Source organism: Microbacterium sp. APC 3901 (genome assembly GCF_030407765.1).
In the GTDB taxonomy this organism is placed as follows: domain Bacteria; phylum Actinomycetota; class Actinomycetes; order Actinomycetales; family Microbacteriaceae; genus Microbacterium.
Window position 1 is genome coordinate 128,421 of record NZ_JASDCU010000011.1, and the last position, 24,810, is coordinate 153,230.

The following is a 24,810-nucleotide window of genomic DNA, read 5'->3' on the forward strand; positions in this document are numbered from 1 at the left end:
GGTGGGGCTGAATCTGCAAGCGGATTCCCCGGGGCGTAGCTCAGCTTGGTAGAGCGCCCGCTTTGGGAGCGGGAGGTCGCAGGTTCAACTCCTGTCGCCCCGACACGGCTTCAACGGCCTGACAGCCGCGATTCAGCGCGGAAATCACAAGGAGAGCACACCAGAATGGCGAACAGCACCGTCGAGAAGCTGACCCCGACCCGGGTCAAGCTCAGCATCACGGTCACCCCGGACGACCTCAAGCCCAGCATCGCGCACGCCTACGAGCACATCGCTCAGGACGTGCAGATCCCCGGCTTCCGCAAGGGCAAGGTCCCCGCTCCGATCATCGACCAGCGCATCGGGCGCGGTGCGGTCATCGAGCACGCGGTCAACGAGGGCCTCGACAAGTTCTTCCGCGACGCGACCGTCGAGCACAAGCTCCGTGTCGTCGGGCGTCCGGCCGCAGACATCACGCAGTGGCCGAACGAGAAGGACTTCTCGGGCGACCTGCTCGTCGACATCGAGGTGGACGTCCGCCCCGAGATCGAGCTCCCGTCGTACGACGGCATCACGGTCACCGTCGACGCCGTCGAGGCTGACGACGCTGCGCTCGACGCCGAGCTCGAGAACCTGCGCGCCCGCTTCGGCACGCTCGTTCCCGTCGACCGCCCGGCAGCGAAGGGTGACTTCGTCGAGCTCGACCTCGTCGCCACGATCGACGGCGCCGAGATCGACCGCGCAGAGGGCGTCTCGTACGAGGTCGGCTCGGGCGAGCTGCTCGAGGGCATCGACGACGCGATCGAGTCGCTCACCGCCGGTGAGGACACCACGTTCCGCTCCGCACTCGTGGGCGGCGACCACGCCGGCTCCGAGGCCGAGGTCGCCGTGACCGTCAAGGCCGTCAAGGAGCGCGAGCTTCCCGAGGCTGACGACGACTTCGCGCAGATCGCCAGCGAGTTCGACACGATCGCCGAGCTCCGCGCGAGCCTCGCCGAGCGCGTCTCGCAGCAGGGTGTGTTCGCGCAGGGCTCCGCAGCGCGCGACAAGCTCGTCGAGACGCTGCTCGAGCAGATCGACATCCCCGTACCGCCGAAGCTCATCGAGGATGAGGTGCACAACCACCTCGAGGGCGAGAACCGCCTCGAGGACGACGTGCACCGCGCCGAGGTGACCGAGGCCAGCGAGAAGCAGTTCCGCACGCAGGTGCTGCTCGACACGATCGCCGAGCAGGCAGACGTGCAGGTCTCGCAGGAGGAGCTCTCGCAGTACCTCATCCAGTCCGCATCGCAATACGGCATGGCTCCTCAGGAGTTCGTCGAGGCGCTGCAGTCGTCCAACCAGCTGCCCGCTCTCGTCGGCGAGGTCGCCCGTAACAAGGCCCTCGCGATCGCGCTCGGCAAGGTCAAGGTCGTCGACACCAACGGCAAGCCGGTCGACCTGTCCGACTTCGTCGTGACCGACGACGAGGCCGAGGCCGAGGCCGACGCCGCTGCCGACGAGAAGCCGGCCAAGAAGGCTCCGGCGAAGAAGGCGGCTGCGAAGAAGGCAGACGACGCGGACGCCGCTGAGAAGCCGGCCGCGAAGAAGCCTGCAGCCAAGAAGGCTCCGGCGAAGAAGGCCGACGACGCCGACGCTGCTGAGAAGCCGGCCGCGAAGAAGCCTGCAGCCAAGAAGGCTCCGGCCAAGAAGGCTGCCGACAAGGCCGAGTGATCGGACACGATCTCGATGAAAGGGGCGGATGCTGCGGCATCCGCCCCTTTCTCGTGAAAGACGACATCCCGTGAGCGAGGACACGATGAAGACCTGGGACGAACGCATCGATGAGGTGTGGAATGACGCGTCGGGCGAAGAGGTCGGCGACGACACCATCGCGCGGATCGACGCGCTGGCTGCAGAGCGGGGGATCGACGACGCGCGAGCGCAGTTCGAACGTGCCGGCGCGAGGGACTCCGCGGGCCGGCCGGCCGAGGCCGTGGAGCTCTACCGGCACGCTCTCGCTCTCGGACTGGACGACGAGCACCGCCCGCAGTGCGTGATCCAGCTGGCGAGCTCGCTGCGCAATCTCGGTGAGTTCGATGACGCGCTCTCCGTCATCCGCGCCGAGCAGGAGCTGTCGGCCGACGGACCCTACCGAGATGCCGTGGCGACGGTGCATGCGTTGATCCTGGCGAGTTCAGGCCGGCCGGCGCAGGGCCTCTCGGTCGCGCTGCTGGCACTCGTGCCGCATCTTCCGCGTTACCACCGCTCGATGACCGCATACGCGCATGAGATCGCCGAACTCGACGGCTGATATGCCGACGGCGAACACGGCCTGAGCGCCGCGTTGTCGCCGGTAGATTCGAATCACTGAAACACGGAATCAGGAGCTGACATGGCTGCAGAACCCCTCCTCGCTACGAGCGTCTTCGACAGGCTGTTGAAAGACCGCATCATCTGGCTGGGATCGGAGGTGCGCGACGAGAACGCCAATGAGATCTGCGCGAAGATCCTCCTTCTCGCCGCCGAGGACTCCGAGAAGGACATCTACCTCTACATCAACTCGCCTGGCGGATCCATCACCGCGGGCATGGCGATCTACGACACGATGCAGTTCGTCCCGAACGACATCGTCACCGTGGGAATCGGCATGGCCGCATCGATGGGTCAGCTGCTGCTGACGGCCGGCACCAAGGGCAAGCGCTACATCACCCCGAACGCTCGGGTGCTGCTGCACCAGCCGCACGGTGGCTTCGGTGGCACGTCGAGCGACATCCAGACGCAGGCGCAGCTCATCACCTCGATGAAGAACCGCCTCGCCGAGATCACCGCCGCGCAGACCGGCAAGTCGGTCGAGCAGATCAACGCAGACGGTGACCGCGACCGCTGGTTCACCGCTGACGAGGCGCTCGAGTACGGCTTCGTCGACCACATCCGCGACTCGGCCACCGACGTCGTCGGCGGCGGCGGAACCGACCAGGACAGCAAGTAACGGAAAGCGAAAGGACTCTCATGTACACACCCACCTTCCGCGCTGCCGGTGACCTGCCCTCCAGCCGCTACGTGCTCCCTCAGTTCGAGGAGCGCACCGCCTATGGCTTCAAGCGCCAGGACCCGTACAACAAGCTGTTCGAAGATCGCGTGATCTTCCTCGGCGTCCAGGTCGACGATGCGTCGGCCGACGACGTGATGGCGCAGCTGCTCGTGCTCGAGAGCCAGGATTCCGAGCGCGACATCACCATGTACATCAACTCGCCCGGTGGTTCCTTCACCGCGATGACGGCGATCTACGACACGATGCAGTACGTCGCGCCGCAGATCCAGACCGTCGTGCTCGGCCAGGCGGCATCCGCTGCCTCCGTGCTGCTCGCTGCCGGCCACCCCGGCAAGCGTCTCGCTCTGCCCAACGCCCGTGTGCTGATGCACCAGCCGGCCATGGGCGAGGCAGGACACGGTCAGGCGTCCGACATCGAGATCCAGGCGGCGGAGATCCTCCGCATGCGCACCTGGCTCGAGGAGGCCATGGCCCGCCACACCGGCAAGCCGGTGGAGCAGGTCAACCGTGACATCGACCGAGACAAGATCCTGTCCGCCGCCGAGGCGCTGGACTACGGCCTCGTCGACCAGGTGCTCACGTCGCGCAAGCGCATGTAAGCACCTCTCTGCGAAAAGGACGTCGACCCCTCGGGGTCGGCGTCCTTTCGTCGTCTCCGGCGAATGTGCGACGAACGCCGGTAATCTGCTCATATGAGCAGGTGGATGCGCGAACGGTGCTACGGACGTAAGCTGGGTGAGGAAGGAGGATGCCATGGAAGAAGAACTGATCATGGTCCGCGTCGCCGAGCTGTACTACGACGAGGACAAGACGCAGGACGAGATCGGCGCCCTCCTCAAGCTCTCCCGCTGGAAGGTGGGGCGACTTCTCACACAGGCCCGAGAGCGTGGCATCGTGCGGATCGAGATCGTGCATCCGCGTGCGCGCCGACTCGGACTCGAGCGCCAGCTCGTGGAACGTCATGGACTCACGGCCGCGGTGGTCGTTCCCTCCCCGGACGGTGATGACGGAACACTCGAGCGCGTCGCACAGGCCGCCGCCGACTACCTCACCGCCATGCGGCCTGTGCCGCGCACCCTCGGCGTCAGCTGGGGGCGCACGCTGCGTGCTGTGGCCGAATCGCTGCCGGACGGCTGGGCGACCGGCGTCACGGTCGTGCAGCTCAACGGAGGAGTGAGCCTCAACCGGCGCTCCGGCGGAGCCGCAGGTCTCGCCGTGACGATCGCCCAGCGGGCATCCGGACACGTGTCCCTCCTTCCGAGCCCGGCGATCCTCGAGCGGGTCGAGACCAAGCAGGCGATCGAAGCCGACCGCACCGTCGCGGCCGTCCTCGTCGAAGCAGCCGAGGCGCAGGCGTTCCTGTTCACCGCCGGTCCGTGCGATGCGACGTCCGCGCACGTCGAGAACGGGTACCTGTCGGCATCCGATGTCGAGGAGCTCGCTCGCCGAGGCGCGGTGGGCGATGTCCTGGGCCGCTACATCGACGCCGACGGCAACATCGTCGACCCGCAGCTCGATGCCCGGACGGTCGGAGTCGACCTCGGGCGCCTGCGCGCGGCCAAGCGCTCCATCTTCGTCACCGCCGGTGACGCCAAGCATGACATCGCGCGCACAGTCGTCACCAGCGGCCTGTGCAGCGTTCTGGTGACAGATGAGACCACAGCACGAGCATTGTTGGAGGAACGATGACGACCCAAGAACTCAGCCGCAGGACGGCGGTGGACGTTCTCGGCGGTGAGCCGGATGACGCCACACTCCGCCGTTTCCTGCACGGACTCCCCGGCGTCGATGCCGTCGGCCTCGAGCAGCGCGCTGCCGGGCTCGGCACGCGGTCGATCAAGACGACGTCGAAGGCCTGGGCACTCGACACGATCATCAAGCTGATCGACCTCACGACCCTCGAAGGCTCCGACACCCCGGGCAAGGTGCGGTCGCTCGTCGCCAAGGCCAAGAACCCGGATGCCGCTGATCCGTCGACTCCGAAGGTAGCCGCGGTGTGCGTGTACGGCGACATGGTGGGCGACGCGGTCGAGGCGCTCGGTGCGCTGCACGGTGACCCCGACGACGGACTGATCTCGGTCGCAGCCGTCGCCACGGCCTTCCCCAGCGGTCGGTCGTCGCTGGCGATCAAGCTCGCCGACACCGCCGAAGCAGTCGCTGCGGGAGCTGATGAGATCGACATGGTGATCGACCGAGGCGCGTTCCTCTCCGGCCGATACGGGCTGGTCTACGACCAGATCGCCCAGGTCAAGGAAGCCTGTCGTCGGGCGGACGGCTCGTACGCTTCGCTCAAGGTGATCCTCGAGACCGGCGAGCTGAACACCTACGACAATATCAAGCGCGCGTCGTGGCTCGGCATCCTCGCGGGTGGCGATTTCATCAAGACGTCCACCGGCAAGGTGCAGCCGGCAGCGACGCTGCCCACCACTCTCCTCATGCTCGAGACGGTGCGCGACTGGCACCGGGGCACGGGCGAGCGCATCGGCGTGAAGCCCGCAGGCGGCATCCGTGCGTCCAAGGACGCGGTGAAGTACCTCGTCACGGTCGCCGAGACCGTGGGGGAGGAGTGGCTGCAGCCGCACCTCTTCCGCTTCGGCGCCTCGAGCCTGTTGAACGACGTGCTTCTGCAGCGTCAGAAGCTCACCACCGGCCACTACTCCGGCCCCGACTACGTCACGATCGACTAGGAGCCCCGCATATGTCATTCCTGGAATACGCTCCGGCCCCGGAGTCCAAGGCGGTCCTGAACCTCAAGGACAGCTACGGCCTGTTCATCGACGGCGAGTTCGTCGACGGCTCGGGTGCGAGCTTCGCGACGATCTCGCCGGCCGATGAGAGCCACATCGCTGAGATCGCCTCGGCGAACGAGCAGGACATCGACCGGGCGGTCGCCGCTGCGCGTCGTGCCTACGACAAGACCTGGTCGAAGATGAGCGGCCGCGACCGGGGCAAGTACCTGTTCCGCATCGCCCGACTCGTGCAGGAGCGGGCTCGTGAGCTCGCCGTCGCCGAGAGTCTCGACAACGGCAAGCCGATCAAGGAGAGCCGAGACGTCGACGTCCCGCTGGTCGCATCCTGGTTCTTCTACTACGCGGGGTGGGCCGACAAGCTCGACTACGCCGGCCTCGGCGCGAACCCGCGGGCGCTCGGCGTCGCGGGGCAGATCATCCCCTGGAACTTCCCGCTGCTGATGCTCGCGTGGAAGCTCGCTCCCGCTCTGGCAGCCGGCAACACCGTGGTGCTCAAGCCGGCGGAGACCACGCCGCTGACGGCGCTCATCTTCGCCGAGATCCTGCAGCAGGCCGACCTTCCGGCGGGCGTCGTCAACATCGTGACGGGTGCCGGCGCCTCCGGTGCCGCTCTCGTTCGCCACCCCGATGTCGACAAGGTCGCGTTCACCGGTTCGACCGGTGTCGGCCGCGACATCGCCAGGGCCGTCGCCGGAACCGACAAGAAGGTGACGCTCGAGCTGGGCGGCAAGGCCGCGAACATCGTGTTCGACGACGCGCCGATCGATCAGGCCATCGAGGGCATCGTCAACGGCATCTTCTTCAACCAGGGCCACGTCTGCTGCGCAGGCAGCCGCCTGCTCGTGCAGGAGTCGATCCACGACGAGGTCATCGACCGACTGAAGAACCGTCTGTCGACCCTGCGCCTCGGCGACCCGCTCGACAAGAACACCGACATCGGTGCGATCAACTCGGCCGCTCAGCTGGCCCGCATCCGCGAGCTCAGCGACATCGGCGAGGCCGAGGGCGCCGAGCGCTGGACCGCGGACTGCGCGATCCCCGACAAGGGCTTCTGGTTCGCTCCGACTATCTTCACGGGTGTCGAGGCGTCGCACCGGATCGCTCGCGACGAGGTGTTCGGCCCGGTGCTCTCGGTGCTCACGTTCCGCACTCCGGCCGAGGCGATCGCGAAGGCGAACAACACGCCGTACGGTCTGTCCGCCGGTATCTGGTCGGAAAAGGGATCACGCATCCTCGCCGTCGCTGACCGCCTTCGGGCGGGCGTCATCTGGGCGAACACCTTCAACCGATTCGACCCGTCGAGCCCGTTCGGCGGATACAAGGAGTCCGGGTACGGCCGCGAAGGCGGACGCCAGGGTCTCACCGCCTACCTGAAGGGGGCATCCGCATGAGCAAGCGACTGACTGTTCCGAAGACCTACAAGCTCGCGATCGGCGGGGCGTTCCTTCGCAGCGAGTCGGGGCGCACCTACGAGGTGCTCTCGGCCAAGGGCGCCTTCCTCGCGAATGCGGCCCAGGGCTCTCGCAAGGATGCGCGGGATGCCGTCGTGGCAGCTCGCGCCGCGGTGAAGGGCTGGTCGGGGGCGACCGCGTACAACCGCGGGCAGGTGCTGTACCGGGTCGCCGAGGTGCTCGAGGGGCGCCGCGCGCAGTTCATCGACGAGATCGCAGCGCAGGAGGGCGTCTCGTCATCTGCCGCCGCCGCGCAGGTCGATGAGGCGATCGACCTCTGGGTCTGGTACGCCGGATGGTGCGACAAGTACGCGCAGGTCGCGGGCAACGCCAACCCCGTGTCGGGGCCGTACTTCAACATCTCCGTTCCGGAGCCGACCGGTGTGGTCGCGATCGTCGCGCCGCAGGATTCCGCGCTTCTCGGCCTCGTATCGGTCGTCGCTCCCGCCCTGGTGGCGGGCAACACGGTCGTCGTGATCGCGAGCGAGAGGTTCCCGCTCTCTGCGATCAGCCTCGCCGAGGTGCTCGCGACGAGCGATGTGCCCGGAGGGGTCGTCAACGTGCTCACCGGGTCTCCGGCCGAGATGGCGCCGTGGCTCGCCTCGCATCAGGACGTCAATGCGCTCGATCTGGCGGGCGCGGGCGACCTCGAGTGGATCGACATGCAGATCGCGGCGGCGGAGACGCTCAAGCGAGTGCTGGCACCCGGCGCGGTCACCGCCTCGCCGGAGCGCATCGGAGCCTTCACCGAGATCAAGACGGTGTGGCACACCAAGAGCATGGTCTGACGCGCGTCGGAATCAGGAGGCCCGCCATCTGCGACAGCAGCCGGCGGGCCTCCTGCATGAGCGCGATGCGGACTCGTGATGTGCGACCCCCGTGCCAATGCGTCCCTGTGTCGGATGCAGCGGTTAGGCTCAGTAGACGATCTCAGGATCCCCCTAGGAGGACGCGCATGGCCCGTATCGGCGAAAGCGCTGACCTGTTCAAGTGCTCATTCTGCGGAAAGAGTCAGAAGCAGGTGCAGCAGCTCATCGCAGGACCCGGTGTGTACATCTGCGACGAGTGCGTCGAGCTGTGCAACGAGATCATCGAAGAGCGGATGGCGGAGTCCTCCGCCGAGGGCACCGCGGACTTCGAGCTGCCCAAGCCGCGTGAGATCTTCTCCTTCCTCGAGGAGTACGTCGTCGGGCAGGAGCCCGCCAAGAAGGCTCTCGCCGTTGCGGTGTACAACCACTACAAGCGCATCCGCGCGCACGGCACTCTCCAGACGGCCGAGCAGAAGGCCGAGAGCGTCGAGATCGCGAAGAGCAACATCCTGCTGATCGGGCCCACGGGCTGCGGCAAGACCTACCTGGCGCAGACGCTCGCGAAGCGACTGAATGTGCCCTTCGCCGTCGCAGACGCCACAGCGCTCACCGAAGCCGGCTACGTCGGCGAAGACGTCGAGAACATCCTGCTCAAGCTCATCCAGGCCGCCGACTACGACGTCAAGCGTGCGGAGCAGGGCATCATCTACATCGACGAGGTCGACAAGATCGCTCGCAAGGCCGAGAACCCGTCGATCACCCGTGACGTCTCTGGCGAGGGAGTGCAGCAGGCTCTTCTGAAGATCATCGAGGGCACTGTCGCCTCGGTGCCTCCTCAGGGCGGGCGCAAGCACCCTCACCAGGAGTTCCTGCAGATCGACACCTCGAACGTGCTGTTCATCGTCGCCGGTGCGTTCGCCGGTCTCGAGGACATCGTGTCGGCACGCGTCGGCAAGCACGGCATCGGTTTCGGCGCCCCGCTGCACGACAAGGGCAAGGATCTCGACCTCTTCAGCGAGGTGCTGCCCGAGGACCTGCACAAGTTCGGCCTGATCCCCGAGTTCATCGGCCGTCTGCCGGTCGTGACCTCGGTCTCGCCGCTCGACCAGAGTGCGCTCATCGACATCCTCACGGGGCCGCGCAACGCGCTCGTGAAGCAGTACCAGCGCATGTTCGAGCTCGACGGTGTTCAGCTCGAGTTCGAGGCGGAAGCGCTGCGCTCGATCGCCGACCTCGCCGTCGAGCGCAAGACCGGCGCTCGCGGACTCCGTGCGATCCTCGAAGACGTTCTCGGTCCGATCATGTTCGAGATCCCCTCGGCCGAAGACGTCGCGAAGGTCATCGTCACGCAGGCAGCCGTCGATGAGGGCGCTGCGCCGACGATCGTGATGGAGCGCAAGCGCAAGAGCGCGTGAGTCCCGATCCCTCGCCGTGGCGAGTGGTCGGCAGCGAGCTGATTCACGCCGATCGGTGGATCCGCGTGTGCTCGGACGACTGCCTCGACGCGAGCGGGCGATCGATCGCCCCGTATTACGTGCTCGAGTACGGGGACTGGATCTCGGTGCTCGCCCTGGATCGCGGTGGCAGCGCCATCGTCGTCGAAGAGTACCGACACGGAGCCGGGATCGTCGCGGTCGGCACGATCGGCGGCGGCGTGGAGGCCGGCGAATCGCCGGATGCAGCAGCGATCAGAGAGCTGCGCGAGGAGACCGGATACGAGGCCGGTGAGATTATCGATCTCGGTGCCACCTGGGCGAACTTCGGCACTCACACCAATGGGGTGCATCACTTCCTCGCCCGAGACTGCGTGCGCGTCGCCGAGCAGTCCCTCGACGAGAGCGAGGCGATCACCGTGCGCATCGTGCCTCTCGACGGTCTCGCCGAGCATCTCGCGCAGAGCTATCACCAGCTCACCTGGTACAAGGCGATGGAGCGCCTCGACCGCTGACATCAGCGGCGAGGCGCGGTTCGATCAGGTCTCGAGTCCGCGGCGCTTCAGGAGCGGCGCGATCTCCGCATCCCGGCCGCGGAAGTCGCGGTAAGCGTCGAGGGGGTCCGTCGAACCGCCCACGCCGAGGAGACGGGAGCGGAACCGGTCGCCGTTCTCCCGTGTGAGCCCGCCGTTCTCGCGGAACCAGTCGACGGTGTCGGCGTCGAGCACCTCGCTCCAGATATAGGAGTAGTAGCCGGCGCTGTATCCGCCCGAGAAGACGTGCGCGAAGTAGGTCGACGAGTAGCGGGTCGGGACGACGGGATCGTCGAGTCCGATATCGGCGAGGGCGGCAGCCTCGAACTCGGCCACGTCATCGACGGAGGTCTTCGTGTCGAGGCGGTGCCACGCCTGATCGAGCCATGCCGCGGCGAGGTACTCGCTCGTCGCGTGGCCCTGATCGAACGTCTCGGTGGCGCGAAGGCGCTCGACGATCGCGGGGTCGAGCGGTTCGCCGGTCTCGTAATGACGCGCGTAGTTGTCGAGGACCTCAGGCCAGAGGATCCACATCTCGTTGACCTGGCTCGGGAATTCCACGAAGTCGCGGAACACGTTCGTGCCGGAGAAATGCGGGTACGTGACGACCGCGAAGAGGCCGTGCAGCGCGTGTCCGAACTCGTGGAACAGCGTCGTGACCTCGTCGAGCGTCAGCAGGGTCGGCTCGCCCTCGCCCGGAAGCGGGACATTCAGGTTGTTGACCACGACGGGCAGCGTTCCGCGGAGGCGGGACTGGCTGACGATGGGATTCATCCACGCGCCGCCGCGCTTGGAGTCGCGCGTGTAGAGGTCGAGCACATACAGGCCCACTGCGCTGCCGTCGGCATCGCTCACCTCGAACACGCGCGCACTCGGATGGTAGGCCTGGAGATCGTGCCGCTCCGCGAAGGTCACTCCGTAGAGCTGCGTGGCAGCGAAGAACACGCCCTCCTGCAGTACCCGTTCGGCCTCGAACCACGGGCGCAGCGCACTCGTGTCGATCGCATAGCGGGCAGTGCGCACCTTCTCCGTGTAGAACGCCCAGTCGTGCGCCTCGACCGCGAAGGGTGCGGCCTCGGTCTCATCGATGATCGCCTGCAGGGTCTCGCGCTCTGCGCGAGCATTGCGCGCAGACGGGGCGGCGAGCTCGCGCAGCATCCGCTCTACGGCCGCAGGGGTGCCGGCGGTCTCGTCAGCGGTGACGTAGGCGGCATGCGAGGCGTAGCCGAGCAGCGCTGCGCGCTCGGCGCGCAGGCGCACGATCTCTGCGAGCACCGGCCGGTTGTCGTTCGCGTCGGGTCTGGATGCCCGCGACCGTGAGGCCGCCATGATGCGGCGGCGCGACTCCCGGTCGCGGAGTTGAGCGAGATACGGATGCCCGGTGAACAGCGGGAGAGAGATGACGAACCGCCCGTCGAGTCCGCGATCGGCCGCCGCTCGAGCTGCGGCGGAGAGCTCGCCGCTGCTGAGGCCGGCGAGCTCGTCGGAGGAATCGAACACCACGGCGAGATCGTTCGTGTCATTGAGCAGATTGCGCTCGAAGGTGTTGCTCAGCGTCGACAGCTGCTGGTTGAGCGCCGTGAGGCGGCTCTTCGCGTCGTCGTCGAGGGCGGCACCCGCGTGGGTCATCTCGCGATGATGCCGCTCGACGAGATACCGCTGCTCGTCGTCGAGCTCGAGATCGTCAAGACGTGCGTGCACCTGCTGCACGCGCCAGTACAGCGCCCCGTCGAGAGTGACAGCATCCTGATGCGCCGCCATGAGGGGAGCGAGCTGCTCGTCGATCGCCTGGATCTCGGGCGTCGCATCGGCCGATGTCACGGTGTAGAAGGTGTGCGCGACGCGGTCGAGCAGCTCGCCGGAGCGCTCCAGCGCCTCGATCGTGTTCTCGAAGGTGGGCATGGAGCGCACCATCGTGATTCGCGAGATCTCCCGACGGTGCTCGTCGAACGCGGCCTCGAACGCGGGCAGATAGTGCTCGGGCGTGATCGCCGCGAAGTCGGGGAGACCGTAGGGGAGCGTGGACGGCTGCAGCAGCGGGTTCGAGACGTCGGTCATCCTCTGAGCCTAGCCATGACCCGCTGCAGGGCCTCGACGACGAGGCGCACGGACTGCCGCCTCAGGTTCTCCGGCCTCGCGAGGACATCGATCATCCGGTGGGTGCTGACTCCCCGCAGCGGAAGACGGATGATGTCGCGGTCGTCCACGGTGCGGGACGTATAGCGCGGCAGCATCCCCAGGACACCGCCCGCCGCGACGACGGCCGCGACCGCACCGTAGTCGTTGATCCGGTGGCGGATCTCGACGGGGCGTCCGGCCACGGCCGAGACGGCGCGCAGCACGTCGTCGGGCGAGTATCCGATGCGACTCGTGACCCAGGGACTGTCGACGACGTCGAAGGACGTCACCTGTCCGCGTGAGGCGAGACGGTGGGAAGATGCGACGGCGACGTCGAGTGGTTCTCTCACGAGCGCCAGGCTGCGCACCCCGTCGGTCGGCCAGGGCGGCGAATGCTCCATGCGGTGCGCGAGAACGAGGTCGTATCTCGAGGTCAGGGCGGGGAACTCGCTCTGTGCCACGTCCTCATCGGTGAGCTTCACGGTCGGCCGCGCGGGCGAGTCGTCGAGCTCACGGATCAGTGGCCCGAACAGCGCCTGCCCGACGCTGTGGAATCCGCTGATCGTGACCACGCCGGTGCTGTCGTTCTCGAAGTCGTCCAGCGCGCTGCGTGCCGCAGCCATCGCGTCGATAGCCTCCGCCCCTGCTGCTGCGAGCGCCTGCCCGGCCGCGGTCAGAGCGAGGCGACGACCGTCCTTGCGGGTGAGTGGCGTGCGGAAGCTCCGCTGCAGCGCTGCGAGATGCTGGGACACGGCCGATGGTGTGACGTTGAGCGTCTCGGCGACGGCGGTGACGCTTCCCAGAGCGCCGAGCTCTCTCAGGATCTGGAGCTGATGGAGTTCCATTCGTTCAGATTAGTATTCGCTACAGGGTGCATGCAGTAGACGGCGATTGTTCTACATGGTCGAGTGCGATGAGATCGACACATGAAGGCACTGTTCAAAGCCGAACGCGCAGCGGGGCTCGAGCTCACGGATCGTCCGGATCCCGCCGCGGCGGCCGACGAGGTGGTGATCCGCGTGCTGCGCACGGGCATCTGCGGCACCGATCTGCATATCCGTCGCTGGGACGACTGGGCCGCGTCCGCCATCGACGCCCCGCTCATCCCCGGCCATGAGTTCTACGGCGAGGTCGTCGAGGTCGGGCCTCTCGTCCACGACATCGCTGTCGGGGATCGGGTGTCGGGCGAGGGGCACATCGTCTGCGGTACGTGCCGCAACTGCCGCGCGGGACGCCGGCAGATGTGCATCCGCACGATCGGCCTCGGGCTGCAGCGCGACGGGGCCTTCGCCGAGTTCCTGGCACTGCCCGCCGCGAACGTCTGGGTTCATCACGCCGATGTCGCGCCGGAGCTGGGTGCGATCTTCGATCCGCTCGGCAACGCCGTGCACACGGCGCTCACGTTCCCTCTCGTCGGCGAGGATGTGCTCGTGACGGGGTGCGGCCCGATCGGTCTCATGGCGATCGCCGTCGCTCGGCACGCCGGAGCCCGCTTCATCGCGGCGACGGATGTGAGCGCGCCCCGCCTCGAGATGGCGCGTCTCATGGGAGCCGACGAGGTCGTCGACGTCTCAACCCGCGAGATCCGAGATGCCCAGCACGCGCTCGGTCTGCGCGAGGGATTCGACATCGGCTTCGAGATGAGCGGCGCCGCGTCGGCTCTCCCGGCGATGATCGACAACATGAATCACGGCGGGCGGATCGCGATGCTCGGGCTGCCCGGCACCGGATTCGAGATCGACTGGGGCAAACTCGTCACGCACATGCTGACGATCAAGGGCATCTACGGACGTGAGATGTTCGAGACCTGGAACGCGATGGGTGCGATGCTGCAGACGAGCGCGACCCTGCGCGACTCGATCGGACGGGTGATCGCGGATGTGATCCCCGCCAGGGACTGGGAACAGGGCTTTGCCGCGGCCGAGTCCGCCGGCACGGGAAAGATCATCCTCGATTGGACGGAGCTGTGATGTACGGGACATTCCAGAAGCATGTGGCTGATGAGCTCGCGGGGATCGAGGCGGCGGGGCTCACGAAGCACGAGCGCGGCATCCGCGGACCGCAGAGCGCCGAGATCACCGCCGACGGCGCAGAGGTGCTCAACTTCTGCGCGAACAACTACCTCGGCCTCGCCGATGACCCGCGGATACTGGATGCTGCGACCGCGGCGCTGCAGGAGTGGGGGTACGGGCTCGCCAGCGTCCGCTTCATCTGCGGCACGCAGGAACAGCACCTGGAGTTGGAGCGACGCCTCGCGGTCTTCCTCGGCACCGACGATTCGATCCTGTACTCGTCGTGTTTCGACGCGAACGGGGGAGTGTTCGAGACGCTGTTTAGCGCCGAGGACGCGATCATCTCCGACGACCTCAATCACGCCTCGATCATCGACGGCATCCGTCTCTCGAAGGCTCGTCGGTTCCGCTACCGCAACCGGGACATGGCGGATCTCGAGGCGCAGCTGCAGGCGGCATCCGATGCGCGCTTCCGGGTGGTCGTCACCGACGGCGTCTTCTCGATGGACGGATACATCGCGCCGCTCGCGGAGATCTGTGATCTCGCGGAGCGCTACGACGCGCTCGTCTTCGTGGACGACTCTCACGCCGTGGGCTTCGTCGGCGAGAACGGACGAGGCACGCCGGAACTCTGCGGCGTCGCCGACCGTGTCGACATCTACACCGGGACCTTCGGCAAGGCGCTCGGAGGAGCATCCGGGGGCTACGTGGCCTCGCACGCCGACATCGTCGCACTGCTGCGCCAGCGTTCGCGCCCGTACCTGTTCTCGAACACGCTCGCCCCCGCCATCGTGGCCGGCACTCTCACCGCACTCGACCTCGTCGAGGGCTCGGCCGACCTTCGTGCGCGCTTGCGAGACAACGCCGCGCTGTTCCGCGAGCGGATGACGGCGGAGGGCTTCGACCTGCTGCCGGGGGAGCACCCGATCGTCCCTGTCATGTTCGGCGACGCCGGCCTCACTGCTCGCATCGCGACCGAGATGCAGGCGCAGGGGATCTACGTCACGGCGTTCAGCTTCCCGGTCGTCCCCCGAGGGCTGGCGCGGATCCGCGTGCAGCTGTCGGCCGCGCACACGGCTGAGCAGATCGAGCGGTGCGTGGCGGCATTCGTCACAGCGCGGGCCGTAGTGAGCTGACGTCATCCGGTCGCAAAGATTTCTTTGCAAAACTTTGCTTGCAAAGAACTCTTTGCAAGAGTATTGTCGCAGGCATGGACGAAGAACAGCAGTCGCGGCGGCTCGACTCGGGAGCGCTCAAGGCACTCGCTCACCCTCTGCGTGTCAGGATCTTCGATCTGCTCAGTGCTCATGGGCCGCAGACGGCGAGTTCGCTCGCGTCGATGCTGGGGGAGACCTCAGGGTCGACGAGCTATCACCTGCGCACGCTCTCAGCGCATGATCTGATCCACGAGGTCGAGGGTCGCGGCACGGCTCGAGAGCGCTGGTGGGAGCTCCCGCAGGGGCGCATCGACATCCCGGGTCCGAATCAGAGCATGTCGCCCGCCAACCGTGCTGCGGCGCAGATCGTCTCGTCCGAGTTCTTCCGCCTGCGTCACGAGACCCTGATGGCCTACGTGAATCGTTCGGACACGGACGTGCCCGAAGGGTGGAAGGACGCGGGACTGATCGCCACGACGCTGCTGGAGATGACCCCTGCGCAGATGGGAGACCTCAAGGACGAGCTCATGGCCGTCATCGACGGGGCGGTCGAGCGCTATCGCGGCCAGACCGGGCCGGACGTGCGGCGAGTGTCGATGCGCACCGAGCTCTTCGACCTCGTCACGTCGGGGCCGGTGCTTCCCGATGCCGTCGATGCCGATGTGGAGGAATCATGACCAGCGCGACCATCCGGCTCGTCGCCCCGACGCAGGTCGAGCGGAGGCTTCTCGGTCTCGCCGACCTGCTGAGACACCTCGTCGAGCATCGCATCGAGCGACGCGGTCGCGCGCGGACTCTCGCGCTCGATCTGCTGCGCGAGCAGCAGGCCAGGCGCCAGGATCCTCGCGCGGTCGATCACATGCTCGCGCAGCTCGGTCTCCCACGCCGCTGACCGTCTCGGGCACGACGAAGCCCCCTGCCGCAGATGCGGACAGGGGGCTTCGTCATCGGTGACCGTTCAGTCCTCGAAGGGCCGGGCGATCACGTCGCCGGACGCGGTCTGCACGACCTCCCAGCCCGCGTCCAGTTCGGCGATCGCGCGGCCCTCGAGCCACGTGAGCGTCCAGTGCCCTGAGAGCCCTCGCGACTCGACCTCGGCGATCGCCGGCCGGTGCGAAGCGGGAACGGATGCCGGTGGCTCGGAGCCCGTGGCCCACCGTGTGCCCAGCTGCATCAGGCGCCCTCGACCGGCGCGAGCTCGATCGCGGTGACCGCGAACTCGTCACCCACGGCGAGTTCCAGCTCGGCGATGCGCCCGACGGCCGAGAGATCGGCGGCGGCTGCTCGCAGCGCTTCGTACTTCTCCGCCGGAGCCGTGATCATGGCGCTCGCGACGGGGGTCTTCTGCGATGCCTTCGCCTCGGTCTTCGCGCGACGGATGCTGATCAGAGCCTCGCTGGCCACGGTCAGCACCGCGGGGTCGCCCTCGATGCCGAGCGGCTGCGGCCACGATGCCGTGTGCACGGAGCCCTCCTCGAACCATGACCACACCTCTTCGGTCGCGAACGAGAGGATCGGGGCGAGCAGGCGCAGCAGGGTCGACAGCGCCAGGCGCAGGGCGAGCGCGGCCGATGCCTGCCCCACATCGCTCTGGTTGTAGGCACGCTCCTTGACGAGTTCGAGGTAGTCGTCGCAGAACGTCCAGAAGAAGGCCTCGGTCACTTCCAGAGCCTTGGCCTGGTCGTAGTTCTCGAACGCCTTCGTCGCTTCGACGACCACGGAATCGAGAGCGGTCAGCATCGAAGCATCGAGCGCATGGGTGACCTGCGCGCCCTCGGGCACCGGGAACGACAGCACGAACTTCGCGGCGTTGAGCACCTTGATCGCCAGTCGGCGACCGATCTTGACCTGCGTCGGGTTCTGCGGGTCGAAGGCGGCATCCATGCCCAGGCGGCTCGAGGCGGCCCAGTAGCGCACCGCATCCGACCCGTGGGTCTCGAGGATGTCCGCCGGCGTCACCACGTTGCCCTTGGACTTCGACATCTTCTTGCGGTCAGGGTCGACGATGAAGCCCGAGATCGCGGCGTTGCGCCACGGCGAGCGCGCGTCTTCGAGGGTCGAACGCAGCATGGTCGAGAAGAGCCAGGTGCGGATGATGTCCTGCCCCTGCGGGCGCAGGTCGAAGGGGGCGGTGAGCTGCCACAGCTCCTCGTCGCGCTGCCATCCGCCGGCGAGCTGTGGAGTGAGCGACGAGGTCGCCCAGGTGTCGAGGATGTCGGCCTCGGCCTCGAAGCCACCGGCCACGCCGCGCTGGTCCTCGGTGTAGCCCGCGGGCGCGTCGGTCGTCGGATCGATGGGAAGGCTGGCGTGGTCGGGAGCGATCACCCGGTCGTAGTCGCGCTCGCCGTTCTCGTCGAGCCCGTACCAGAGCGGGATCGGCACGCCGAAGAAGCGCTGGCGCGACACGAGCCAGTCGCCGGTCAGGCCACCGACCCAGTTCTCGTAGCGCACACGCATGAAGTCGGGGTGCCACGCCACCTGCGTGCCGCGCTCGATCAGCTCGTCGCGCAGCTTCGCGTCGCGTGCGCCGTTGCGGATGTACCACTGGCGGGTCGAGACGATCTCGAGCGGGCGGTCGCCCTTCTCGAAGAACTTCACCGCGTGGGTGAACGGCTTGCCGACGGCGGTCATGTCGCCGGTCTCCTGCAGCTTCTCGACGATCGCCTTGCGGGCCGAGAACACGGTCTTGCCGGCGAGCTCCGCCTCGTACCAGTCGATCGCCTCGGCGTCGGCCACGATGGAGGGGGCGGTGGGCAGGAAACGACCGTCGAGACCGATGGTCGTCATGTTCGGGAGGTGGTCGCCCGCGGCCGTGCGCAGCTCACGCCACCAGATGATGTCGGTCACGTCGCCGAAGGTGCAGACCATCGCGGCGCCGGTGCCCTTGTCGGGCTGTGCGAGGTGGTGACCGTGGATCTCGATCTCGGCGCCGAAGAAGGGCGTGCGCACCTTCGTGCCGATCAGGTGCTTGTGCGGGCCCTCGGGGTGGGTCACGATCGCGATGCACGCCGGCAGCAGCTCGGGGCGGGTGGTCTCGATCGTGATCGAGCCGGATCCGTCGGCGAACGGGAAATCGATGGTGTGATAGGCGGCCTGCTGGTCGCGATCCTCGAGCTCGGCCTGCGCGATCGCCGAGCGGAAGTCGATGTCCCACAGCGTCGGCGCGAGCGACTGGTATGCCTCTCCGCGCTCGAGGTTGCGCAGGAACGCGAGCTGACTCTGGCGGATCGTGTCGTCCGAGATCGTGCGGTACGTCTGGGTCCAGTCGACCGAGAGGCCGAGCTGGCGGAACAGCGCCTCGAACTGCTTCTCGTCTTCGATCGTCAGACGCTCGCACAGCTCGATGAAGTTTCGGCGGCTGATCGGCACCTGGTCGGCGGCGCGGCTGGACTTGTTGTCGCCGCCTTCGAACGGCGGCGTGAAGTCATCCTGGTAGGGGAGGGAGGGGTCGCAGCGCACGCCATAGTAGTTCTGCACCCGACGCTCGGTGGGAAGGCCGTTGTCGTCCCAGCCCATCGGATAGAACACGTTCTTGCCGCGCATGCGCTCGAAGCGCGCCTTGACGTCGGTGTGCGTGTACGAGAACACGTGGCCGATGTGCAGGCTGCCGGACGCGGTCGGCGGGGGAGTGTCGATCGAGTAGACGCCGTCACGGCCTGATTCTGCGGCGCGGATGCGGTCGAACAGATACGTGCCCTGCGCAGACCAGGACTCGCCCCACTTCGCTTCGAGACCTTCGAGTACGGGCTTGTCGGGAATGGCGGACATGAAGGTTCTCCTCGAGCGATGTATGCGGCACTGTGTGAGCGTGCCTGAGTGTGGATTGTGTCCCACAGTCTAATCGCCCTCCACGTCGGCGCCCGCTCGTCGCAGAGGATCTAGAATTGGATCCAGTCCAAGAACTGATGCATTCGCGTCATCTCCCGCATTCCCTCCCGAGGAACAGCATGCCTATCTCCTTCCTGCGCCGCGCGATCCCGCTCGGTGCGACCGTCGCCGTGAGTGCACTCCTGCTCAGCTCCTGCGCTGCGCCCTCATCCGATTCCGACGGCGGTGAGCTCGTCTGGTCGATCGAGGGTGCGAACCTCTCGGCGGGGCACATGGACCCGCAGGTGAGTCAGCTGGACGTCTCGGGCATGGTGCAGCGCGCGGTGCTCGACTCCCTGGTCTTCCAAGAGGACGACGGCTCGTTCACTCCCTGGCTCGCGAAGGAGTGGACGGTGTCCGACGACAGCACCGAGTACACCTTCGTCCTGCGCGACGACGTCACCTTCACCGATGGTGAGCCGTTCGACGCCGACGCGGTGAAGACGAACTTCGATCGCATCGTCGATCCTGAGACGGAGTCCGCGCAGGCGGCCAGCATGATGGGGGCAGATTTCTACGAGGGCACCGAGGTCGTCGACGAGCACACGGTGAAGGTGAGCTTCAGCCAGCCGTACGCGCCGTTCCTGCAGGCGGCGAGCACGCCGCAGCTCGGCTTCTATTCGCCGGCCGCGCTGGAGGAGTCCGCCGATCAGCTCAAGGCGGGCGGCCCAGGGATCACCGTCGGAACAGGGCCGTTCGAACTGACCGAGTACACACCGGACCAGGAGATCGTCTACACCCGCAACGACGACTACGCCTGGGGTCCGCACGGTGAGACGGCTCCGAAGATCGAGACGCTGCGCGTCGAGATCCAGCCCGAGGCCTCCGTGCGCACGGGGGTCATCGAGAGCGGTGAAGCCGATCTCGCGAGCAACATCCCGCCGAACCTCGCGGGTGACCTCGGTGACGGCATCACCGTCGATTCGATCGAGTACCCCGGCCTGCCGTACTCGCTGTACCTCAACGAGAAGTACGGCGTCTTCGCCGACGAGAAGGTGCGACAGGCGTTCGCCCTGGGCATCGATGTGGACCCGGCCGTCGAGGAGATCTTCTTCGGGCAGTTCCCGCGCGCGTGGAGCGTGCTCGGTTCGACGACTCCCGGATACGACGCCTCGCTCGAAGGCGCCCGACCGTTCGATGCGGACGCGGCGAGCGCACTCCTGGACGAGGCCGGGTGGACGGAGCGCGACTCCGACGGCATCCGCATGAAGGACGGCGAGCGCCTCTCCGCGCGGTGGATCGCATGGACGCCGGTTCCCGACGACCGCGCCGCTCTCGCGAACGCCATCCAGTCGGATCTCAAGAACATCGGCTTCGAGGTCGTGCGCGAGACGCTCGAGCCCGGTGCCTACAACGAGCAGTACGAGCCGAAGACCTTCGACCTCACCGACTGGGGGTTCTCGGGTGTCGACCCCGACTTCCTCCGCGCGCATCTGCACACCGAGGGGTTCCAGAACGCCTCGCAGGTCACCGACCCCGAGATCGACGCGCTGCTCGAGCAGGCGGTCGCCTCGAACGATCAGGATCAGCGCGACGAGATCTACACCCAGCTGCAGGAGTGGAACGCCGACTACACCGCGATCGTCCCGCTCTACAGCCCGTCGGCGATCACGGCTGTCGGAGAGCGCGTGGGCGGGCTCACGTACGACCTCTACGGTCGTCCGCTGTTCTACGACGTGAGCGTCGGCTGAGACCCGAAGCATCGAGCGCCCCTCGCTCGCGCACTGCGATATCTTCGTGAGCGCGCGCCGTGAGCCGAGGGGCGCTCAGGATCCGTCGAGAGGTCGTCAACGGTGAAGGCAGCGCTGACCCGGGTCGCCGGACTCGCGGCATCCGTCGTCATCGTCCTCTGGGGGGCTGCGACGCTGGTGTTCCTCGCGTTCCGGGTGGTCCCGGGCGATCCGGTCTCCGTCATGCTCGGACCGCAGGCGCAGGTGAGCGACGAGGTCAAGGACGGCATCCGTGCGGAGTTGGGGCTCGATCGTCCTCCGCTCGAGCAGTACGTCACGTTCATCGGGCAGCTCGCACGCGGAGACCTCGGCGAGTCGTATCAACTGCGGATGCCGGTGGCCGAGGTCATCGGCCGACAGCTCGGCTCCACACTGCAGCTCTCCGCACTGGCGCTGCTCATGGCTGTGGTGCTCGCCCTGGCCGTCGCGCTGCTCGTGCGAGGGCGCACCGGGCGCACCGTCGCCGCGGCCGTCGAACTCGTGATCCTCTCCTCACCCGTCTTCTGGATCGGCCTGATCCTGCTCAGCGTCTTCGCGTTCGGGCTCGGCTGGTTCCCGGTCTCGGGTGCACGCAACCCGGCGACGATCGTGCTGCCGGCGATCACGCTCGCACTGCCGGTGGCCGCTCTGCTCAGTCAGGTGCTGCGAGACGGTCTCGCACAGGCCGAGCGGATGCCGTTCGCCGAGACCGTGCGCGCGCGGGGTGCGAGCGCATCATGGTTCACTGTGCGGCACGGCCTCAGGCACGGTGCGGCGAACGCGGTGACGCTCGCCGCGTACCTGACCGGGTCCGTGCTCGGAGGCGCGGTCCTCGTCGAGACGGTCTTCGCGCGGGCTGGTCTCGGACGCGTGACCCTCGCCGCCATCAGCAATCGTGATCTGCCCGTCATCACCGGCATCATCCTGCTGAGTGCCCTCGTCTTCGTCGTCGTGAATCTCGTCGTCGAGCTGCTGCATCCGCTCATCGATCCTCGTCTGCGCATCGATCGAGGGGGCGTCCGATGAGGCGGGCTCAGGTCGTGCTGCTGTGGTGCGCGACTGCTGTGCTTCTCGTGCTCGCCTTCGCCGCGGTGTTCCCCGGGGTGCTCGCCACGCACGACCCTCTGCAGACGGACGTGCGGGCTTCGCTGCTGCCGCCGAGCGGAGACCACCTCTTCGGCACCGACCAGAGCGGACGCGACGTCTACTCGCGGGTCGTCTTCGGAGCCGGCCGTTCGATCGGCATCGGACTGCTCGCCACGGGCGTCGCCCTCGCGGCCGGACTCATCGTCGGGTCTCTGGCCGGGCTCGCGCCCCGCGGTGTCGACGCCGCGCTCATGCGGGTGAACGACGTGCTGATGGCTTTCCCCGAGTTCCTGGTCGCGCTCGTGGTGGTGGCGGTGCTGGGGCCTGGTCCCGTGAACATCGCGATCGCCGTCACCCTCGCGGCCGTACCCGTCTACATCCGCCTCGCCCGCGTGCAGACGCGCACGTTGCGTGGCGCAGAGCATGTCGAGGCCGCCCGCATCCTCGGGGTGCGCCCGGTGCCCGCCTTCGTGAGGCACGTGGTGCCCGGGGTGCTCGGGTCGCTCAGCGTCCTGGCGACGATCGGCATCGGATCGAGCATCCTCGCAGCGGCCGGACTCAGCTTCCTCGGTCTCGGACCGTCCGAGCCGACGCCCGAATGGGGGCTGATGCTCGCGGGTGGGCGCAACGTGCTCGGTCAGGCCTGGTGGATCGCCGTCTTCCCCGGCATCGCGATCACGGTCACCGTCATCTCGGCGACGATCGTCGGTCGTGTGCTGCGAGCCAGAGCAGAGGGGCTGACACCGTGACCGCGGCGCTGGAACTCGAGGGTCTGCGTATCGACTTCGGGGGGACACCCGTCGTCGACGGTGTGTCGCTGTCGGTCGCACGAGGGGAGTGCGTGGCGATCGTCGGAGAGTCCGGAGCAGGCAAGACCCTCACGGCGAGGGCTCTGCTGGGGCTCGCTCCGCAGGGAGCGCGCGTCGCCGTCGATCGACTCGTCGTCGACGGGACGGACGTCTCCCGGCTCGGTGAGCGCGGATGGCGGTCATTGCGCGGTGCCCGCATCGGACTCGTGTCGCAGGACGCGCTGGTGTCTCTCGACCCCCTGCAACGGGTGGGGTCGGAGGTCGCCGAGCCCCTTCGTCTGCACGGGCTCGCGTCAGGTCGGGCCGCGCTGCGCGAACGGGTGCAGGACTTGCTGCACCGCGTCTGGATGCCGGACGCCGCTCGGCGTGCACGCCAGTATCCGCATCAGCTCTCCGGAGGGCTGCGGCAGAGGGCGCTGATCGCCTCGGCCATCGCGGCGGATCCCGCAGTCCTCGTCACCGATGAGCCGACCACCGCGCTCGATGCCACCGTGCAGGCGCGGATCCTAGGGCTCCTGCGAGACATCGCCGATGCGGGCACCGCGATCGTGTTCATCAGTCATGACTTCGCAGCGGTGCGCAGGATCGCGGATCGGGTGCTGGTGATGCGCAACGGCACCGTGGTCGAGTCCGGTCCCGTCGATGAGGTGCTGGAGAAGCCCCAGCATGAGTACACCCGCCAGCTCATCGCCGCCACGATCCACGAGCCGCGCGCAGAGCGTGAGGGGACGGCCGAGTCGCTGCTCGTGGCAACCGGCGTCACGAAGGCCTTCGGCGACCTCGTGGCGGTGCAGGACGCGTCGTTCGCCGTAACCGCTGGACGCACGCTCGGCATCGTCGGTGAATCGGGATCCGGCAAGACGACGCTCGCCCGCATGATCGTCGGCGTCGAGGAAGCGGATGACGGCGTTCTGCGGTGGATCGGACAGCACCGGGTGCAGCTCGTGCACCAGAACCCCCTCGGCGCCTTCGACCCGCGGTGGACGATCGGGAGATCGCTGAGGGAAGCGCTCGCCGCCGGGGGCGTACCTCGTCAGCAGCGAGCGGCTCGAGTCGCCGAGCTTCTCGCCGAGGTCGATCTCGATCCTGTGCTCGCGAGCCGCAGGCCGATCGCCCTGTCGGGCGGGCAGCGCCAGCGCGCGGCGATCGCACGCGCGCTCGCCGCAGAACCCGAGGTGCTGGTTCTCGATGAGCCGGTGTCTGCTCTCGATCCTTCGGTGCGCGAGAAGGTGCTGCAGCTCCTGCTGCGCCTCCAGCGCGAACGAGAGCTGACGATGATCTTCGTGTCACATGACCTCGATGTCGTCGGCGCTGTGGCCGACGAGGTGCTCGTGATGCAGGACGGCGTGATCGTCGAGCAGGGAGCGGTGATCGACGTCTTCGCCGCGCCACAGCATCCGTTCACCCGGGAGCTGCTCGAAGCGAACCGTCCTGTCAGTCGATGACCTGGATGCCGATGCCCGCGGCGAGCAGCGGCGCGAGCTGCTGCACCTGGAACTCCGTGAGCGTCGTGCCACGGAGGCTGTTGGCATCGAGGAACGCCGACGCGTCGAGCCCGCGGAGGTCGACATGTGTGGCGCGCATCGCTCTGGTGTCGACCTCGTCGGACCGAGTGCCCGTGAAGCGGATCCGAGTGAGCTCCGCCTGAGGCATGTCGAGGGTGCGGATGTCGCAGTCGCGGATCTCGACGTCGGTGGCCTTCGCCGCCCCGAGATTGAGATAGTCGATCCGCACATCGCTGAGCATCAGCTCGTCGATGCGAGCGCTGCTCAGATCGACCGTGCCGATGCGGCCTCCGCTGATGTGCACCCGGCGAATGCTCGCATCCCGCATCTTGAGCGACGCGATCCGGACGCCGGCGAGGTCGACGTCGATGAGAGTGGCGCCGGTCAGATCGACCGTGTCGGCCTCGGCGGCGACCGTGCACTGCTCGAGCGAGGCATAGGCGAGGTCGACCGTGCCGTCGAGATCGAGGCTCGCTGCGATCAGATCCGCACTGCGACGCGCTGCGGCAGGCGAGAACTCCCGGGGCAGATCGGGCGGGGAGACGCGGGGAGCCACAG

At 67.5% G+C, this 24,810-nt stretch carries 23 protein-coding genes and 1 tRNA gene; 19 read left to right on the forward strand and 5 right to left on the reverse strand.

All coding sequences use genetic code 11. The annotated features are described in order from the left end of the window. The first annotated feature begins 29 nt into the window (after nucleotides 1–29). The 11 genes from QMA07_RS11875 to QMA07_RS11925 all read left to right on the forward strand — a co-directional run bounded on the left by QMA07_RS11875 (nucleotide 30) and on the right by QMA07_RS11925 (nucleotide 9,971). Nucleotides 30–103, forward strand: a tRNA-Pro gene (locus tag QMA07_RS11875). A gap of 62 nt (nucleotides 104–165) precedes the next feature. Beyond that, a complete protein-coding gene (tig, locus tag QMA07_RS11880) occupies nucleotides 166–1,692 on the forward strand; it encodes a trigger factor (protein WP_290162081.1) in 1,527 nt (508 codons plus the stop codon). 70 nt (nucleotides 1,693–1,762) lie between these two features. After that, entirely contained in the window at nucleotides 1,763–2,272 is a 510-nt protein-coding gene (locus QMA07_RS11885) for a tetratricopeptide repeat protein (RefSeq protein WP_356762877.1), read from the forward strand. A gap of 81 nt (nucleotides 2,273–2,353) precedes the next feature. Further along, on the forward strand, nucleotides 2,354–2,950 hold the full coding sequence (locus tag QMA07_RS11890) for an ATP-dependent Clp protease proteolytic subunit (RefSeq protein ID WP_140037393.1): 597 nt from the start codon (nucleotides 2,354–2,356) through the stop codon (nucleotides 2,948–2,950). 20 nt (nucleotides 2,951–2,970) lie between these two features. Then, nucleotides 2,971–3,612, forward strand: coding sequence for an ATP-dependent Clp protease proteolytic subunit (locus QMA07_RS11895; protein WP_140037392.1), 642 nt, complete (start codon nucleotides 2,971–2,973; stop codon nucleotides 3,610–3,612). Between the two features lie 154 nt (nucleotides 3,613–3,766). After that, entirely contained in the window at nucleotides 3,767–4,702 is a 936-nt protein-coding gene (locus tag QMA07_RS11900; protein WP_140037391.1) for a sugar-binding domain-containing protein, read from the forward strand. Next, on the forward strand, nucleotides 4,699–5,700 hold the full coding sequence (deoC, locus tag QMA07_RS11905; protein ID WP_079113056.1) for a deoxyribose-phosphate aldolase: 1,002 nt from the start codon (nucleotides 4,699–4,701) through the stop codon (nucleotides 5,698–5,700). Before QMA07_RS11900 ends, deoC begins: the two co-directional genes overlap by 4 nt. A gap of 11 nt (nucleotides 5,701–5,711) precedes the next feature. Next, entirely contained in the window at nucleotides 5,712–7,154 is a 1,443-nt protein-coding gene (locus QMA07_RS11910; protein ID WP_290162088.1) for an aldehyde dehydrogenase family protein, read from the forward strand. Then, on the forward strand, nucleotides 7,151–8,002 hold the full coding sequence (locus QMA07_RS11915) for an aldehyde dehydrogenase family protein (RefSeq protein WP_290162090.1): 852 nt from the start codon (nucleotides 7,151–7,153) through the stop codon (nucleotides 8,000–8,002). Before QMA07_RS11910 ends, QMA07_RS11915 begins: the two co-directional genes overlap by 4 nt. A gap of 167 nt (nucleotides 8,003–8,169) precedes the next feature. Beyond that, nucleotides 8,170–9,438: an ATP-dependent Clp protease ATP-binding subunit ClpX gene (gene clpX / locus QMA07_RS11920; RefSeq protein WP_290162092.1), complete on the forward strand. Its 1,269-nt coding sequence runs from the start codon at nucleotides 8,170–8,172 to the stop codon at nucleotides 9,436–9,438. After that, nucleotides 9,435–9,971, forward strand: a complete 537-nt coding sequence (locus tag QMA07_RS11925) for an NUDIX hydrolase (RefSeq protein WP_290162094.1) — start codon at nucleotides 9,435–9,437, stop codon at nucleotides 9,969–9,971. The genes clpX and QMA07_RS11925 overlap by 4 nt, the downstream gene beginning before the upstream one ends. Before the next feature lie 24 nt (nucleotides 9,972–9,995). On the opposite strand, the gene QMA07_RS11930 is transcribed toward QMA07_RS11925, so the two are convergent. After that, nucleotides 9,996–12,047, reverse strand: a complete 2,052-nt coding sequence (locus tag QMA07_RS11930; RefSeq protein WP_290162096.1) for a M3 family metallopeptidase — start codon at nucleotides 12,045–12,047, stop codon at nucleotides 9,996–9,998. Further along, nucleotides 12,044–12,952: a LysR family transcriptional regulator gene (locus tag QMA07_RS11935; protein ID WP_290162098.1), complete on the reverse strand. Its 909-nt coding sequence runs from the start codon at nucleotides 12,950–12,952 to the stop codon at nucleotides 12,044–12,046. Before QMA07_RS11935 ends, QMA07_RS11930 begins: the two co-directional genes overlap by 4 nt. A gap of 81 nt (nucleotides 12,953–13,033) precedes the next feature. On the opposite strand from QMA07_RS11935, the gene tdh reads away from it, so the two are divergent. The 4 genes from tdh to QMA07_RS11955 all read left to right on the forward strand — a co-directional run bounded on the left by tdh (nucleotide 13,034) and on the right by QMA07_RS11955 (nucleotide 16,168). Continuing rightward, nucleotides 13,034–14,077: an L-threonine 3-dehydrogenase gene (tdh, locus tag QMA07_RS11940; RefSeq protein WP_290162100.1), complete on the forward strand. Its 1,044-nt coding sequence runs from the start codon at nucleotides 13,034–13,036 to the stop codon at nucleotides 14,075–14,077. After that, nucleotides 14,077–15,255: a glycine C-acetyltransferase gene (locus QMA07_RS11945; protein WP_290162102.1), complete on the forward strand. Its 1,179-nt coding sequence runs from the start codon at nucleotides 14,077–14,079 to the stop codon at nucleotides 15,253–15,255. Before tdh ends, QMA07_RS11945 begins: the two co-directional genes overlap by 1 nt. Before the next feature lie 74 nt (nucleotides 15,256–15,329). Next, nucleotides 15,330–15,953 (forward strand): helix-turn-helix domain-containing protein, encoded by a 624-nt coding sequence (locus tag QMA07_RS11950; protein ID WP_290162104.1) that lies wholly within the window; start codon nucleotides 15,330–15,332, stop codon nucleotides 15,951–15,953. Next, nucleotides 15,950–16,168, forward strand: coding sequence for a hypothetical protein (locus QMA07_RS11955; RefSeq protein WP_290162105.1), 219 nt, complete (start codon nucleotides 15,950–15,952; stop codon nucleotides 16,166–16,168). Before QMA07_RS11950 ends, QMA07_RS11955 begins: the two co-directional genes overlap by 4 nt. A gap of 66 nt (nucleotides 16,169–16,234) precedes the next feature. Here QMA07_RS11955 and QMA07_RS11960 read toward each other — a convergent pair whose 3' ends face one another. Then, nucleotides 16,235–16,450 carry a hypothetical protein gene (locus QMA07_RS11960; RefSeq protein ID WP_140037380.1) on the reverse strand — a complete coding sequence of 72 codons (216 nt, stop codon included), beginning with the start codon at nucleotides 16,448–16,450 and terminating at the stop codon, nucleotides 16,235–16,237. After that, nucleotides 16,450–19,044, reverse strand: coding sequence for a valine--tRNA ligase (gene valS / locus QMA07_RS11965; protein ID WP_290162108.1), 2,595 nt, complete (start codon nucleotides 19,042–19,044; stop codon nucleotides 16,450–16,452). Before valS ends, QMA07_RS11960 begins: the two co-directional genes overlap by 1 nt. A gap of 179 nt (nucleotides 19,045–19,223) precedes the next feature. Between valS and QMA07_RS11970 the strand changes: the two genes are divergently transcribed. The 4 genes from QMA07_RS11970 (at nucleotide 19,224) to QMA07_RS11985 (ending at nucleotide 24,192) form a co-directional block, all read left to right on the forward strand. Continuing rightward, nucleotides 19,224–20,834 (forward strand): ABC transporter substrate-binding protein, encoded by a 1,611-nt coding sequence (locus tag QMA07_RS11970; RefSeq protein ID WP_290162110.1) that lies wholly within the window; start codon nucleotides 19,224–19,226, stop codon nucleotides 20,832–20,834. Nucleotides 20,835–20,936: 102 nt separating this feature from the next. Then, on the forward strand, nucleotides 20,937–21,878 hold the full coding sequence (locus QMA07_RS11975) for an ABC transporter permease (RefSeq protein ID WP_290162112.1): 942 nt from the start codon (nucleotides 20,937–20,939) through the stop codon (nucleotides 21,876–21,878). After that, a complete protein-coding gene (locus QMA07_RS11980; RefSeq protein ID WP_290162114.1) occupies nucleotides 21,875–22,687 on the forward strand; it encodes an ABC transporter permease in 813 nt (270 codons plus the stop codon). Before QMA07_RS11975 ends, QMA07_RS11980 begins: the two co-directional genes overlap by 4 nt. Next, nucleotides 22,684–24,192, forward strand: coding sequence for an ABC transporter ATP-binding protein (locus QMA07_RS11985; RefSeq protein ID WP_290162116.1), 1,509 nt, complete (start codon nucleotides 22,684–22,686; stop codon nucleotides 24,190–24,192). Before QMA07_RS11980 ends, QMA07_RS11985 begins: the two co-directional genes overlap by 4 nt. Here the strand turns inward: QMA07_RS11985 and QMA07_RS11990 are convergent. Beyond that, on the reverse strand, nucleotides 24,182–24,810 hold a 629-nt coding region (locus QMA07_RS11990; RefSeq protein WP_356762891.1), incomplete at its 5' end, for a pentapeptide repeat-containing protein. The genes QMA07_RS11985 and QMA07_RS11990 overlap by 11 nt on opposite strands.

Bases quoted from the DNA above. Each gene is read 5' to 3' on its own strand.
- QMA07_RS11960 (WP_140037380.1), bottom strand. From the start codon at position 16,450: ATGCAGCTGGGCACACGGTGGGCCACGGGCTCCGAGCCACCGGCATCC.
- QMA07_RS11930 (WP_290162096.1), bottom strand. From the start codon at position 12,047: ATGACCGACGTCTCGAACCCGCTGCTGCAGCCGTCCACGCTCCCCTAC.
- valS (WP_290162108.1), bottom strand. From the start codon at position 19,044: ATGTCCGCCATTCCCGACAAGCCCGTACTCGAAGGTCTCGAAGCGAAG.
- tdh (WP_290162100.1), top strand. From the start codon at position 13,034: ATGAAGGCACTGTTCAAAGCCGAACGCGCAGCGGGGCTCGAGCTCACG.
- QMA07_RS11890 (WP_140037393.1), top strand. From the start codon at position 2,354: ATGGCTGCAGAACCCCTCCTCGCTACGAGCGTCTTCGACAGGCTGTTG.
- QMA07_RS11900 (WP_140037391.1), top strand. From the start codon at position 3,767: ATGGAAGAAGAACTGATCATGGTCCGCGTCGCCGAGCTGTACTACGAC.
- QMA07_RS11970 (WP_290162110.1), top strand. From the start codon at position 19,224: ATGCCTATCTCCTTCCTGCGCCGCGCGATCCCGCTCGGTGCGACCGTC.
- QMA07_RS11915 (WP_290162090.1), top strand. From the start codon at position 7,151: ATGAGCAAGCGACTGACTGTTCCGAAGACCTACAAGCTCGCGATCGGC.
- clpX (WP_290162092.1), top strand. From the start codon at position 8,170: ATGGCCCGTATCGGCGAAAGCGCTGACCTGTTCAAGTGCTCATTCTGC.
- tig (WP_290162081.1), top strand. From the start codon at position 166: ATGGCGAACAGCACCGTCGAGAAGCTGACCCCGACCCGGGTCAAGCTC.
- QMA07_RS11955 (WP_290162105.1), top strand. From the start codon at position 15,950: ATGACCAGCGCGACCATCCGGCTCGTCGCCCCGACGCAGGTCGAGCGG.
- QMA07_RS11935 (WP_290162098.1), bottom strand. From the start codon at position 12,952: ATGGAACTCCATCAGCTCCAGATCCTGAGAGAGCTCGGCGCTCTGGGA.
- deoC (WP_079113056.1), top strand. From the start codon at position 4,699: ATGACGACCCAAGAACTCAGCCGCAGGACGGCGGTGGACGTTCTCGGC.
- QMA07_RS11945 (WP_290162102.1), top strand. From the start codon at position 14,077: ATGTACGGGACATTCCAGAAGCATGTGGCTGATGAGCTCGCGGGGATC.
- QMA07_RS11950 (WP_290162104.1), top strand. From the start codon at position 15,330: ATGGACGAAGAACAGCAGTCGCGGCGGCTCGACTCGGGAGCGCTCAAG.
- QMA07_RS11980 (WP_290162114.1), top strand. From the start codon at position 21,875: ATGAGGCGGGCTCAGGTCGTGCTGCTGTGGTGCGCGACTGCTGTGCTT.
- QMA07_RS11910 (WP_290162088.1), top strand. From the start codon at position 5,712: ATGTCATTCCTGGAATACGCTCCGGCCCCGGAGTCCAAGGCGGTCCTG.
- QMA07_RS11895 (WP_140037392.1), top strand. From the start codon at position 2,971: ATGTACACACCCACCTTCCGCGCTGCCGGTGACCTGCCCTCCAGCCGC.